This is a genomic window from Corallococcus carmarthensis (genome assembly GCF_003611695.1).
GTDB classification, from domain to species: domain Bacteria; phylum Myxococcota; class Myxococcia; order Myxococcales; family Myxococcaceae; genus Corallococcus; species Corallococcus carmarthensis.
Genome location: NZ_RAWE01000055.1, coordinates 35,228 through 49,027 on the forward strand (window position 1 = coordinate 35,228; position 13,800 = coordinate 49,027).

The following is a 13,800-nucleotide window of genomic DNA, read 5'->3' on the forward strand; positions in this document are numbered from 1 at the left end:
GTGCAGTGGGGCGATTCAGGAGCGCTGGGGGACCCGGAGGGCCGCCGCCACGGCGCCGCGCGCTACCGGGTGGGCGCCCCGGCGGAGGGCGGGAGGGGAATGGGCTCCACCTTCGCTGTCTGCCCGTCCACGCGCAGGTCCAGGGCCCCGTGGCCCGCCGGCGAGGCGTAGCGCAGCCACCAGGACGCCTCGCCTTGCTTCGCCATCACCAATTCCAGGGCGTGGTCCTGGCTCCGCGCGAACGCGGCTCCCAGCCTCACCGCCTCTTCGTACCCCACGGTGAGCGCCACCGAGGTGGGCGGTGGCGGCAGCGGGGCAGAGGGATCCGCACGCGTCTCCCGCGCGGAGCCCGCGCACCCCGCGGCGACGAGGGCGGCGAGCAGGACGGCGCGGGGCAGGGAGTGCGAAGAGGTCATGGGCGCTGGCTCGAACGGAGGGGAGGAATGAAACCCGTCCGCCCTTCGACACTGCATGCCCCGTACCGGGGTGGACTCGTGCCCCTGTGGGGGGTGGGCCCGGGCGCGGGTGCGCCTCCCGCCTGGGTGCTCCGGCGCAAACCTTGCGCCAGCCGGCGGCATCCCGCGCATTCCCTGCGTGGGCGCCCGCACGCCCCTTCCCGGAGGCTGGCGCGAGCGGTGGGCCCCGGGACCGGACCGGGCTTTCGGGCTCGGACGCGCGGGGGCACCGGGCCACGACCACGCCGCCCCGGCGGCACACTCTGTCTGGCCGCGAGGGGCACGGCGGCGCGCGGCTTGAGTCCACCCCCGGCGCGCGGTAGCCACGTCCCGTCACGTCTCCCCGGAGCCCCCCATGAAGCCCCTGCTGCTGGCCGCCGTCCTCGCCGCCGCGCCCGCCACCCCGCCGAAGTCCCTGGCGCCCGACGCCGGGCCCGCGCAGGCCGCGCAGCCCACCCTCACCGTACCCGGCGGGAAGTTCCTCCGCGCCCGCTCCGGCAACACCGCCGTCGCCCAGATGTTCGCGCCGGGCATCGCGGAGCTGTCGCTGGCGGAGAAGCGCGTGGCGTGGTCCCTGACGCTCGCGGCGCACGCGGGCGAGGACATCGCGTTGGATCAGCTCGGCTGGAAGCTGGTGCCCGCGAAGCAGCTGCTGGAAGGCGTCTGGCTCTTCGGCCGGGATGCGCAGAGCGCCGCGTCCGGCTTCGACGCGAAGCTGGCGGACTACCTGCTGCGCTTCTACGGGCACGGCGGCAACCACGACAGCACCACCGGGCAGAAGTTCGTCCCGGGCTTCACCGCCGAACAGCTCGCCGCGGGCGCCTCGCGCGCCCTCAATGCCGGAGCACCCTGGACGGTCAAGGACGACGCCGCGCTCCAGGCCTGGCTCCAGGAGCTGAAGCCCACCCTCTTCGACGCGGGCTTCGAGCCGCAGCTCACCTCCAAGGCCCCGCCGCAGGGACAGGACCTCCTCACCGCGTCCTCCAACACCGCCTATGGCCCCGGCGTGACGGAGAAGGACCTGGTGGGCTTCACGGAGAAGTACCCGCTCAACTCGCGCGTGGTGAAGCAGGACGGCAAGCTGACGGAGCAGGTGTTCCGCGCGGGCACGCCGGACGGCAAGGTGAAGCCGGGCCTGTACGCGAAGGAGCTCTCACGCGTCATCGCGCACCTCCAGGAGGCGATGAAGTCCGCGGAGCCCGCGCAGAAGACCGCGCTGGGCAAGCTGGTGCGCTACTTCCAGACGGGCAGCCCGCAGGACTGGGACGCGTACAACATCGCGTGGCTCAAGGTGGACCCGAAGGTGGACGCCAACCTGGGCTTCATCGAGACGTACGTCGACCCGCGCGGCCACAAGGGACAGTGGGAGGCGCTGGTCAACTACCGCGACACGAAGGAGAACCAGATCATGGTGCTCATGGGCCAGAAGGCCCAGTACTTCGAGGACCGGCTGCCCTGGCCGGAGAAGTACCGCCGCAAGAAGGTCGCGCCGCCGGTGGCCAAGGCCATCAACCTCATCACGTCCAACCCGGAGCCGCCCGCGGGCATCAACCTGCCCAACGAGCAGCACATCCGGGAGAAGTACGGCAGCAAGAGCGTGATGATCACCAACGTCATGGACGCGGCCTCCGCCGTGACGCGGCTGCCCCTGGCGCTGGAGTTCTCCCGCACGGCGGAGGACCGCGAGCAGGCCCAGAAGTACTCCGTCACCGCGCGCAAGTGGCTGGTGGCCTTCCATGAAGTGCTGGGCCACGCCTCCGGTCAGGTGGACGCGAAGTTGAAGGGCCAGTCCCCGTCCGTCTTCCTCAAGGAGTACGACAACACGCTGGAGGAGGCGCGCGCGGACCTGGTCGCGCTGTGGCACGCGTTCGACCCGGCGCTCGCGGAGCTGTCGCCGGACCACGAGGCCATCGCGCGGCAGATGTACCGCGACTTCCTGGTGGAGGGGCTCACCAACCTGCGCAGGGTGGAGACCGGCAACGCCTTCGAGGAGGACCACCAGCGCGGCCACCACATGACGGTGACGTTCCTGGAGGAGAAGGGCGTGGTGAAGCAGGTGACGCAAGATGGCCGCACGTACTTGGTGGTTCCGGACTACGGCAGGATGCGCGAGGCCGTGGGCGAGCTGCTCTCCAAGCTGATGGTCATCAAGGCCACCGGCGACTACGAGGGCATCCGCGCGCTGGTGCAGGAGAAGGGCATCCACTTCGACCCGAAGCTGCGCGACGAGGTCGCCCGCCGGGTGAAGGCCGTGGACGTGCCCACGGTGCTGCTGCTCAATTCGCCGCGCGTGGTGCCGGTGCTGGACGCGAAGGGGGCGCTGGTGGACCTGAAGGAGGACACCACCCAGGCCTTCGTGGATCAGCACCTGGAGCGCAGCCTGCTGGGCCGGCTGTCTCCCGCGGAAGGCCGCCGCGTCGCCGCGAAGGTGGCGGGCTCACCGGACGCGGTGCGCGAGGCCTTCAAGGAGCTGGGGCCGGAAACGGCTCCGGCGCCGTCCCCCGTGAAGGGAGCGGCGCCGGCGAAGGTCAAACCCTGACGGGCGCGGTGGCCGTCAGTGATTGGACGGCGTGTCCCTGTCCGTGAGGGGTGTCCCGGACTCCGTGGTGAGCACGACGCGAGCGTTGCCCGGCTGCACCGGTCCACCCGGGGTGGCCGGGTCGCCCAGCTGGCCATTGGGCCGGCCGTAGTCGCGCTCGTAGATGCGCACCACGGAGAGGAAGAAGGCGACGATGAGGGGCCCCAGCAGGAGGCCCACCGCGCCGAACGCCGCCAGGCCGCCGAGCAGCGCGAAGAAGATGATGGCGCCGTGCTGGTTCATGCCCTTCCGGGCCAGCAGCGGCTTGACGACGTTGTCCACGAGCCCCACCACGACGACGCCCCAGATGGCCAGGAAGAGCGCCGCCCACGGATGGCCGCTGAGGAACATCAGGCCCGCGGCGAACAGCACCACCACCGCGGCGCCCACGGCGGGGATGAGGGCGAAGAAGAAGGTGAGGCCCGCGAAGAACAGCGGCGCGGGCACCCCCACGATGAGGAAGCCGATGAGCGCGGCCACGGCCTGGACGCCCGCGGTGGCCACGGTGGAGACGAGCACCGACACGGAGGTGCTCTTGAACTCGAGCAAGAGCTCCCGGGTCTGGCCCTGCCTTAGCGGCGACACGCTCTCGAGCCACTGCACCAGCCGTGCGCCGTCGGTGAGGAAGAAGAAGAGGGCGATGAGCATCATCGTCGTCTGGAGGATGAGCGTGCCGGTGGCCGCCACCGCCCCCGTCACCGCCTTGGCGGCGGTGCCGCCCTGGGTCGTCACCTGCTCCTGGAGCTTCTGGTCCAGTTCGGCCTGCTCCAGCGGGAGCCGCTCGATGAGCTTGCTCACGGGGGCCCGGATGCCACTGGGGAGCTTGTTGACCAGTCCGTTCATTCCGTCCTTCTGCACGGTCTGCGACACGAAGCGCGCGCCCTCGGACACCTCCGCGACGACGAAGGCCGTGAGGCCGCCCAGGGGCAGGAGCAGGGCCAGCATGATGCCGGTGACGATGATGCCCGCGGACACGCTGCCGTGGCCCCGCAGCCGCCGCTTGAGCCGGCTGTACAGGCCGTAGAAGGTGCCCGCCAGCACCGCCGCCAGGAAGAAGGCCTCCGCGAATGGCCGGATGACCATGCAGAGCAGGAGGATGGACAGAAGGATGAGACCCACGAAGACGCGTCGCGCTACCTGATCCGAGGCCATGGCCCCTCATTATTAGGGAGCCGGACCTGTCAGCGGGAGCCTGCACGGTCGGATTGTTGCAGGAACATTCCCCACGGCCCGGCTGGTTGCCTGCTCACCGGACTTGGGAGCGGCCAAGGGGGCGGTAGAGTGCGCGCATGCCGCCCTTCGACTCCGCCCGCTTCACCCTCTGGCTTCCGCAGCTGCTGTGCGCCACCTTCCTGGCCATCCTCTTCCTGCAGTCCGGCCTGGACAAGGTCGTGGACTGGAAGGGGAACCTGGGGTGGCTGACGGGCCACTTCTCCAAGTCGCCCCTGAAGGGCGTGGTGACCCCGATGCTGGCCGTCATCACCCTGATGGAGCTGGCGGCCGGGGCGCTGAGCGCGGCGGGCGCGGTGGCGCTGCTGCTGAATGGCAACCCGCTCCTCGCGTACCTGGGCGCGGTGCTCTCCTCGCTGTCGCTGCTGGCGCTCTTCTTCGGTCAGCGCATGGCCAAGGAGTACGCGGGCGCGGCGGTGCTGGTGCCGTACTTCGTCGTGGCGCTCGCGGGCGTGTACCTGCTGCGGCTGACCTGAGCCGCCTCAGAGCACCTTGCGCGAGGGCATGATGGCGTTGGCGGACAGCAGGCCCGCCGCCAGCGCCACCGCGACCATCAGCATGGAGAAGGCCGTGTCCACGCCGGCCACCACGTCGCGCTCCAGCAGTGACGCGAGGCTGCGGAAGCCCACGCTGCCGGGGACGAGCAGCATCAGCCCCGGCACCACGGTGGTGACGGCGGGCCGGTTGCGCAGCCGCGCCAGCGCGTTGCTCCCGATGCCCAGCAGCAGCGCGCCCGCGAAGGCGCCCAGCTGAGGCCCCAGCAGCAGCGCTCCCAACCGCGCGCCCATGAACGCGGCGGCGCCGGCCAGGGCAATCCATCCCCAGTCGCGCGGCCGGGCGCGGAAGAGCACCGCGATGGCGAAGCCCGCCACCACCAGCGCGACGACCGCGGTGCCCGGGGGCAGCACCGCGGGCAGGGGCGGCGTGGGCACGGGAGGCAGCACCGTGGCCACGCGGCTGCCCAGGGCCGCGCCGAAGCCCAGCTGGAGGAACACCAGCGCGGCGTGGGTGAGGCGCGACGTTCCGGAGATGAGGTTGCGCGTGGCCACCTCGTTGACGGCGATGGTGAGCGTGAGTCCGGGCAGCAGGACGATGAGGCCCGCGAGCGTGGCCACCTCGCCGTGCAGCGGGCCGAAGAAGTGGGCCGCGATCCCCGCGAACGCGGCGGACAGCACGGCCGCCACGGGCTCCAGCACCCGGGCGGTGGTGGGCTGCTTGCGTGTCAGGAGGTCCAGCGCGCCAATGGCCAGGCTGCTGAAGCCCGCGACGCCCATCTCCTTCCAGCCGCCGCCGAACAGCAGCGCCGCCGAGGCTCCCGCGAGCATCCAGCAGAGCAGCTGCAGGGCGGGGCCGTAGCGCGGCGGCCGGGCGAGGAGGGTCTCCACGCGGGTGGCGCCCTCGGTGGGAGTGAGGCGTCCCTGGATGACGTCGTCCGCGAGCATGTCCAGGAGGATGAGGCGCTCCAGGTCGAAGTCGCCGGGCTCCACGCGGATGAGGCTGGTGCGCAGGTCTTCCGGCGGGCCGAAGGACGCGAAGATGGAGGTGGGCGTGGAGAAGAAGCGGGCCTCCAGGCCCAGCCGCTCGCTCACCCGCTGCATCAGGCCCTCCAGGCGGTGGGCGGGCGTGCCGTGGCGGTGCAGGGCGTGGCCCAGGCGCAGCACGAAGGCCACCGCGGGACCGGGCGGTGGGGGCGCGAGCGCGGCGGCGAACTCGGGCGGGGCTTCAGCGGTTTCGGAGGAGAGCGTGGACACGGCGGGCGCGCACATGCGCAGAGCCGCCCGGGGGAGTCAAACAGCGTGGAACCCCCCTGCAAGCCTTCCTGCTCGCTCCAATGTGCGTGGTGCTCAAGGAATCCCTTGTCGTGACGCATCTGATACAGCGGGTGGAACACGGGAGGACGCATGGCGCGCAAGCAACGGACGCCGCGATGGCTGGAGGCCGCGAGGCGCAGGGGACCGGAGGCCCCGGTGGGCCCGGGCGCGGACTGGCTGGCGCGAGCGCTGGGCCGGGCCGGCGTGCTGCCCCGGGCTGAAGCCGAGCAGGCGATCCGCGACGGCCGCGTGGAGGTGGATGGCCGCGTGGAGCATGAGCCCTTCGCGCCAGTGGGGGAGGGGACGCGGGTGCGCGTGGACGGCGTGGAGCACGCGCTGACGCGCCAGGCGCGGGGGCTGATGTTCCACAAGCCCGCGGGACCGGTGGTGCACGGCTCGGATCCGGAGGGCGTGGGCACCGTCTTCGAAAGGCTGCGCGCGGTGCTGCCGCCAGAGCTTCAGGGCTTCGAGTGGTACGCGGTGGGCCGGTTGGACCGGGACACCACGGGGCTGCTGCTCTTCACCAACGACGAACGGCTGGTGCGGCACGCGACGGCGCCGGAGACGCACCTGCCCAAGCGGTACGTGGCGCGCGTGGAGGGACAGCCCACGGAAGCCGAGCTGGCGCGGCTGCGAGAGGGATTGACCTTGGAGGACGGCCCCACGCGTCCCGCGGAGGCGGTGCTCCGCGCGCCCGACGTGGTGGAGCTCACCCTCACCGAGGGGCGGCACCACCAGGTGAAGCGGATGCTCGAGGCGGTGGGGCACCCGGTGCTCACGCTGCACCGTGAAGCGGTGGGGCGGGTGGTGCTGGACGTGGCGGAGGGGGCCTTCCGCGAGCTGACGGAGGCGGAGGTGTCGGGCGGGCTGGGATTCACCGCGACGGACGTGGACCTGACGGACTAGCGGCCGAGGTTCTTGAGCATCTCCCGCGCCTTCGCGGGGTTCGCCATGTTCCTGGGGGACATCAGCAGGTACCGGTCGTGGGCGCGCCTGGCCTTGGCCTTGTTGCCGGTCAGGGTGTAGGCGGTCTCCAATCCCAGCCAGGCTCGCCGGATGTTGGACTGGCGATGGGTGACGTCCTCCAGGAGCTTCACGGCCTGCTTGTGGTCGGCCGGGGTGCCGGGCATGAGCTGGATGAGCGTCAGGCCCAGCTCGAGCTTGGCGTCGAGCGAGCCCGGCTTCATGGCCAGCGCGTTCCGGAACGTGGCCGCCGCCTCCGGGAACTTCTCGTCCCGGAAGGCCGTGCGGCCGACGTCCATCATGTCGGCGAAGGTCTCCGGCTTCGCCACCCGGCCCGATGCCGACGAGAGGGCATTCGCGTCGTCCAGGATCTGCACCACCTTCGCGCGGCTGGGGTGCGTGGCGGGGGCGTACTCCAGGAAGCGTTGGTAGTGCGTCACGCTGGTGCGGCTGTCATTGAGGCGCGCGTACAGCATCCCAAGCAGGAGATGGCATTCCCCTTCCTGGGGGAACCGCGTCGAGCACTGATGCGCCAGGTCCACGGCCTCGCGGAGCTCTCCCCGCTGCACCCGCGCGTGGATGCGGTCCTGATAGTCGGCCAGGGACAGGGCGGACGCCGGGAGCGGTTCCACGGTCAGGGGTGCGTTGCCTGTTGCCTGGGGGCTCGGTGCGGCAATCGCAGTGGGGCTCCGCGCATCGTCGGAGAGGGATTGAACCGCGGTGGGCGGACGCTCGATGGGACGCGGCGCTCCAAGGGGCTCGGGAGGCACATCGGTGGAGGTGAGGAGCCAGAGACAGCTGGCCCCGATGGCCAGGCCCGTGGTGCTCAATCCGAGCGCCCATTTCCTCAATGATGTCGCGGGCGCGAGCGCGGCCGGGGCTTCGTCCTCCACGCTCTCCATGTCGGATTCGGGGAGGGGGATCCTCCCTGTATGGAGCAAGGGCCTGGGACGCGGGGGCTTCTTCGCGAGTGCCGGCTCCTGCTCGCGCCAGGACTTCAGCTCCTCCTTGAAAGACGCCGGGACGGACAGCTCGCGGCCCTGAGCCAGCAGGTCCTCCCGGAACAGCATCCGCAGCAGATGGGCGGCGCTCAGCGAGGACGCTCGTGGATGGTTCGCGTACAGGAATCCTGAGAGCGCCTCCGCGAAGGCATGACTGGATTCGAAACGCTGGGACTGCTCCGGATGCAGGGCCTTGAGGACGATGCGGTTGAGCGCCTCCGGCAGGTCCGGCCGAGACTCGCTCAGCGACGGAAACTCACCGCGCGCCACGCGCATCATCACGACCTGCGGAGGCCCCTCCACGGGCAGCTTGCCGCAGAGCAGCTCGTACAACACGACGCTGGTGGCCCAGACGTCCGTGCGCGCATCCACCTCTTCTCCACGCGCTTGCTCCGGAGAGAAGAAGAGGTACTTGCCCTTCACCACCCCGGGCTCTGTCTTGATGTCGCGGATGAGCTGCGCCTTCGCGATGCCGAAGTCGACGATCTTGACCTGGCCCTCGTAGCCCAGCAGCACGTTGTCCGGGGAGATGTCCCTGTGCACGATGCCCAGCGGTTGGCCGCTGCTGTCCGTCCGCGTGTGCGCGTAGTGCAGCCCCCGGCACATCTCGATGGCGATGAAGACCGCGATGGGAATGGGCAGCGCGCTCATGCCGCTCTTCATCGCGCGCTTGAGGGCGTGGTGGAGGGGCTGGCCGTCCACGAACTCCATGGCCAGGAAGTACTCACCCTCCACCCGGCCAAAGTCGAAGACCTGCGCCACGTTGCCATGGGACAGCGTGGCGGAGATGCGTGCCTCGCTTATGAACATGGAGATGAACGCTTCGTCGTTGGCGTACTCGGGCAGGACCTTCTTGATGAGCACGGGTTTGGTGACGCCCGCGTCGCCTACCAGCTGGGCGCGCCACGTCTCCGCCATGCCGCCCCGGCCCAGCCAGGACACCAGCTCATACCGCCCGAAGGTGTCACCTGCCTGGAGTGCCATGGGTTGTGGGGCCTGAGTCTCGATTTGCCTGGTGCGTGACGGAGCGTCCCTGGGGGGAAGACAAGTCTAGGGAGGTGGATTGTTCATGGGCATTTTAGTCAAGGCATGGAGGACGAGATCCCTCTTGGGATAGCCTTCAGGCGTGAGGGTCAGAAATATCTTGTAGTGCTGTTCGCTTTCCTTGAACTCCTTGCGCCTGGCATGGACAATGCCAAGCATGAGATGACACTCGGGGACCTTGGGGACCCTGGCCTCGCAGTCCTTTGCCAGCCTGAAGGCCCCGTCGAGATCTCCCTCTCTGCTGCGCCTCAGGACCTCTGTCTGAATGGCTTTGATTGAGTCGTGAATAGATATGGCACTTGTTCTCGAGCCAATGAACTCGTCGGCGGGCGCATCGGTAGGCGCGTCGGTGGGCGCACTGGCGACTTCCTTCTTGTCCTCGGGTGGCACGACGGGCGCAGGAGGGCGCGTCTCGACAGTCACGGGAGCGCGAATGGGCGTGGGAGGTGGAGCCGCCGACACGGGTGTGGCCGACTGCGTATCCATCAGCAGCCACAGGCTCGCACCCACGACCATCAGTCCTCCCGCGCTCAACCCGTAGAGCAGCGGGCGTGAGGTTTCAGAAGACGCCACGATGGACCGAGGTTGGGTCGTCTCCGTTGTCTCCGTGACTGGCGGGGTGACCGCCCGGATTCGCCGCGTCTGCCGCTGGGTGACGGGAACCGGCGTCACCGGTTCCTCTGGCGCGGCCTGCGCGCGCCAGGCCTTCAGTTCCTCCAGGAAGGAGCCCGGGACGGACAGCTCACGCCCCTCTTGCGCCAGGTCGCCCCGGAACAGCACGCGCAGCAGGTGCGCGATGGTCATGGAGGAGAAGCGCGGGAAGTTCGAATACAGGAACCCCGCCAGCGCATCCCCGAAGGCGTGACTGGACTCGAAGCGCTGCTCACGGTCCGGAGTCAGCGCTTTCATCACGATGTCATTCAATTCCTTCGGGAGGTCCGGCCGGAGCACGCTCGGAGCGGGAATCTCCCCCCGGCCCACGCGCATCATCACCATGTGCGGCGGCCCCTCCACGGGCAGCTTTCCGCAGAGCAGCTCATACAGCACGACGCCGGTGGCCCAGACATCCGTTCGTGCATCCACGTCTTCCCCGCGCGCCTGCTCTGGAGAGAAGAAGAGGTACTTGCCCTTCACCACGCCTGGCGCCGTCTTGAAGCCCCGGATGAGCTGCGCCTTGGCGATGCCGAAGTCGACGATCTTGATCTGCCCTTCGTAGCCCAGCAGCACGTTGTCCGGAGAGATGTCGCGGTGGACGATGCCCAGCTGTCTGCCACTGCTGTCCGTGCGCGTGTGCGCGTAGTGCAAGCCCCGGCACATCTCCATCGCGATGAAGACCGCGATCGGAATGGGCAGCGCCCCCAGGTCGCTCTTCATCGCGCGCTTGAGGACGCGGTGGAGCGGCTGGCCGTCCACGAACTCCATGGCCAGGAAGTACTCACCGTCCACGCGGCCGAAGTCGAAGACCTGTGCGACGTTTCCATGGGACAGCGTGGCGGAGATGCGCGCCTCGCTGATGAACATGGAGATGAAGGCCTCGTCGTTGGCGTACTCCGGGAGGACCTTCTTGATGAGGACTGGCTTGGTGACGCCGGCATCCCCTACCAACTGGGCGCGCCACGTCTCCGCCATGCCGCCCCGGCCCAGCCAGGACACCAACTCATACCGCCCGAAGACGTCGCCCGCTTGCAGTGCCATGGGGCGGACATCCTAAGCCCAGATTCCAGGGATGGCCGAATAGAGGCTGTCTTTCTCCTGCCTGGCTGCCTGGGATGTCAGCGAGTGGAAACCACTGACTGCTCAATTCGCCGCGCCGGCCTTCGCCAGCATTTCAATGACGCGCGCCCGGCGGGGATGGTCCTCGGGTGCGAGCGCCAAGAACATCTCGTAGTGCTGCGTGCTCTCACGCGGATGGTTGAGCTTCGCGTGGACGTCGCCGAGCATGAGGTGACATTCCGGCACGCGCGGATTGTTCTTCGCGCAGTCATTGGCCACTTCCAGCGCCGCGTCGTAGTCCTTGCTCTGGAGCAGGCCGGAGACCTTCTGCTGGACCTCCTGCTGCTTCGTCTTCACGAGCGAGCTGACCTTCTGCGCCACCTCCTGCCGCTTGGAGTCGAGCATCCCGAAGACGCCCTTCTTGGGCGCGGGGGCACTCTCCTCAACGACGGGAGGCGGTTGCTGGACGGCGCTGGCCACGACGACGGTGGGCGGCGCGGGTTCCTCGACGACTGGCTCCGGATTCGCGGACTGGACCCGCTGGGTGGCGCGGACGGGCCTGGCGGAAATCTTCCGGGTGGAATGCGCGGGCCGCGTGGCTTCTGGCTCCGCGGGACTTTCAGCTGGAACCTCCGCCACGGCCTCCGGCTCCTTCACGGGGCTCGGCGCAGGCGGTGGTTCAGCCTCGACCTTCGGGGCGGGGGCTTCGACCGCGACCGCCTGCGGAACGGGCGCGGGCTGCGCGACGGGCTCTGGTGAACGCGAACCCACGAAGAGCCAGAGGCAGGCTCCCGCCACGGCCAGGCCTCCGGCCGCGCCTGCTCCGTAGATCACCTTGCGGGAACGACCCGTCGGAATCGTGGGCGCGTCGGACTGGGTCGTCTCGTCGGTGGGCGGCGGCTTCGCGACGGCGCGCACCATTCGCCGCGTTTGGACCTGCTGCGGCGGTGGGGCACCCAGGAGCTTCGCGAGCGCCGGCTCGCCCCACTTCTTCGCCTCGTCGAGGAAGGCCTCGGGCACGGACAGCTCGCGGCCCTCGTTCGTCAGGTCCGCACGGAACAGCAGCCGCAACAGGTTCGCGAGGCTCAACGAAGAGAAGCGCGGGTAGTGGGCATGGAGGAACTCCGCCAACGCATCCCCGAAGGCATGACTGGATTCGAAGCGCTGCTCCTGGTCCGGAGCCAACGCCTTCATCACCAGGTCGTTCAACTCCTTCGGCAGGCCCGGCCGGAGTGTCGTGGGTGCGGGGATCTGTCCGTGGGCGATCTTCATCATCACCGTCTGGGGCGGCCCCTCCACCGGAAGCTTCGCGCACAGCAATGAGTACAGCACGATGCCGGTGGCCCAGACGTCCGTGCGCGCATCCACCTCTTCTCCGCGCGCCTGTTCCGGAGAGAAGAAGAGGTACTTGCCCTTCACCACGCCGGGTTCCGTCTTGAAGCCCCGGAGCAGCTGCGCCTTCGCGATGCCGAAGTCGACGATCTTGACCTGACCCTCGTAGCTGACGAGCACGTTGTCCGGAGAGATGTCCCGGTGGACGATGCCCAGGGACTTCCCGCTGCCATCCGTGCGCGTGTGCGCATAGTGCAGCCCCCGGCACATCTCCATCGCGATGAAGATTGCGGCCGGAATGGGCAGTGCGCCCAGGCCTGCCTTCAGCGCGCGCTTGAGCACCTTGTCGAGCGGCCTACCGTCGACGAACTCCATGGCGAGGAAGTACTCGTCCGCCACCTGTCCGAAGTCGAAGACCTGCGCGACATTGCCATGGGACAGCGTGGCGGAGATGCGTGCCTCGCTGATGAACATGGAGATGAAGGCTTCGTCGTCCGCGTACTCCGGCAGGACCTTCTTGATGAGCACGGACTTGGTGACGCCCGCGGCCCCCATCAGCTGGGCGCGCCAGGTTTCCGCCATCCCGCCCCGGCCCAGCCAGGACACCAACTCATACCGCCCGAAAGTGTCGCCAGCCTGGAGTTCCATGGGGCGCGCATCCTAGTCGGAACGCGGAAAACGCCGAATGACGGCTCCCTGTCCGCCGGGCTCACGAGAGGCTCTCCCCGTCGGCGGCGCACCGCGCGAACCTGTCCGACAGTCGGACAGGTTTGGCGGACCGCGTCGGGCGGGAGGGGGACCGCGCGAAGGTCCGAGCATCAGGGGGCGGTCGCCCGCAGCTCGACGAGCTTCCGCAGGACGGACGGGCGCCGGGGATGGTCCGCGGGCGCTAACGCCAGGAAGCGCTCATAGCTTCGCGTGCTTTCCTGGACCTGGTTCATCTTCGCCAGGACGTCCCCCTGCAACAGGTGACACTCGGGCTCCCGGGGGAGCCGCGTCACGCATTGGCTGGCGGCGTCGAGCGCTTCCTTCAGGCGGCCTTGCGTCAGGTGCAGCAGGACGGCGCTTCGCGAGGACTCCAGGTCCGACTCGTTGGCGGGCGTCTGCTCCAGGGGCTTGCGCTGGGGCAGGGCCGACAGGCGCTCCGAGACCGCGCCCCGCCGCAGGTCGGTGGTGGGGGCGTTCTGCAGGAAGGCCCGGTAGTGGAGCGCGCTCTTGTCGAAGGCGCGGAGCCGTTCGTAGGTGAGGCCCGCGGCCAGCCGGCAGTCCGCGTTGTCTGGCACCGCGTCCACGCAGGTCTGCACCAGCTTCGCGGCCCGCGTCAGCTCCTTGCTGCTCTTGTTCAGGCGATACACGTCATCGACCAGCCTGGCCACCCGCGCCTCATTCCATCCATCGTCCGGAGGGGGCGGCGGTTTCACGGGAGGGACTTCCACCGTCTTCGTGCCCGCATCCGTTTCCAGGAGCTCCACCGGCGTCGGTGCTGGCGTCGGGGCAGGAGCCACCACCACGGGCGTCCTGTCCGGGCCCTCGCCCAGGGTGACTTCCGGTGCGCGCTGGAGCCATGCCCACCAGAGGCCTCCGCCCACCACGAGCAGCGCCGCGCCCCCCGCCGCGAACCCCACCCATGGCGAGCGGGCGCGAATGGGCGGCGACACCTCGGCCGTGGGCAG

General features: G+C 69.5%; 10 protein-coding genes. 3 read left to right on the forward strand and 7 right to left on the reverse strand.

Translation table 11 applies throughout. The features are described 5' to 3' along the window. Positions 1 to 62: 62 nt before the first annotated feature. Complete coding sequence (locus D7X32_RS17165; protein WP_120603632.1) at positions 63 to 416, reverse strand: hypothetical protein; 354 nt, start codon at positions 414 to 416, stop codon at positions 63 to 65. Between the two features lie 394 nt (positions 417 to 810). On the opposite strand from D7X32_RS17165, the gene D7X32_RS17170 reads away from it, so the two are divergent. Continuing rightward, positions 811 to 2,994 (forward strand): dipeptidyl-peptidase 3 family protein, encoded by a 2,184-nt coding sequence (locus D7X32_RS17170; RefSeq protein ID WP_120603633.1) that lies wholly within the window; start codon positions 811 to 813, stop codon positions 2,992 to 2,994. 15 nt (positions 2,995 to 3,009) lie between these two features. Here the strand turns inward: D7X32_RS17170 and D7X32_RS17175 are convergent, their stop codons facing one another. Beyond that, the gene (locus D7X32_RS17175; protein WP_120603634.1) at positions 3,010 to 4,185 is read right to left on the reverse strand and encodes an AI-2E family transporter; all 1,176 of its coding nucleotides are present in this window, start codon (positions 4,183 to 4,185) and stop codon (positions 3,010 to 3,012) included. Positions 4,186 to 4,322: 137 nt separating this feature from the next. Between D7X32_RS17175 and D7X32_RS17180 the strand changes: the two genes are divergently transcribed. After that, on the forward strand, positions 4,323 to 4,739 hold the full coding sequence (locus D7X32_RS17180) for a DoxX family protein (protein ID WP_120603635.1): 417 nt from the start codon (positions 4,323 to 4,325) through the stop codon (positions 4,737 to 4,739). Positions 4,740 to 4,745: 6 nt separating this feature from the next. Here the strand turns inward: D7X32_RS17180 and D7X32_RS17185 are convergent, their stop codons facing one another. After that, positions 4,746 to 6,029, reverse strand: coding sequence for a threonine/serine exporter family protein (locus D7X32_RS17185; protein WP_120603636.1), 1,284 nt, complete (start codon positions 6,027 to 6,029; stop codon positions 4,746 to 4,748). A gap of 135 nt (positions 6,030 to 6,164) precedes the next feature. On the opposite strand from D7X32_RS17185, the gene D7X32_RS17190 reads away from it, so the two are divergent. After that, a complete protein-coding gene (locus tag D7X32_RS17190; RefSeq protein WP_120603637.1) occupies positions 6,165 to 6,980 on the forward strand; it encodes a pseudouridine synthase in 816 nt (271 codons plus the stop codon). Here D7X32_RS17190 and D7X32_RS17195 read toward each other — a convergent pair. The 4 genes from D7X32_RS17195 to D7X32_RS17210 all read right to left on the reverse strand — a co-directional run. Then, positions 6,977 to 9,022 (reverse strand): serine/threonine-protein kinase, encoded by a 2,046-nt coding sequence (locus tag D7X32_RS17195; RefSeq protein WP_120603638.1) that lies wholly within the window; start codon positions 9,020 to 9,022, stop codon positions 6,977 to 6,979. The genes D7X32_RS17190 and D7X32_RS17195 overlap by 4 nt on opposite strands. Before the next feature lie 66 nt (positions 9,023 to 9,088). Continuing rightward, positions 9,089 to 10,777, reverse strand: a complete 1,689-nt coding sequence (locus D7X32_RS17200) for a serine/threonine protein kinase (RefSeq protein WP_120603639.1) — start codon at positions 10,775 to 10,777, stop codon at positions 9,089 to 9,091. 102 nt (positions 10,778 to 10,879) lie between these two features. Beyond that, entirely contained in the window at positions 10,880 to 12,775 is a 1,896-nt protein-coding gene (locus D7X32_RS17205; RefSeq protein ID WP_120603640.1) for a serine/threonine-protein kinase, read from the reverse strand. Positions 12,776 to 12,945: 170 nt separating this feature from the next. Continuing rightward, on the reverse strand, positions 12,946 to 13,800 hold an 855-nt coding region (locus tag D7X32_RS17210; RefSeq protein WP_147450180.1), incomplete at its 5' end, for a tetratricopeptide repeat protein.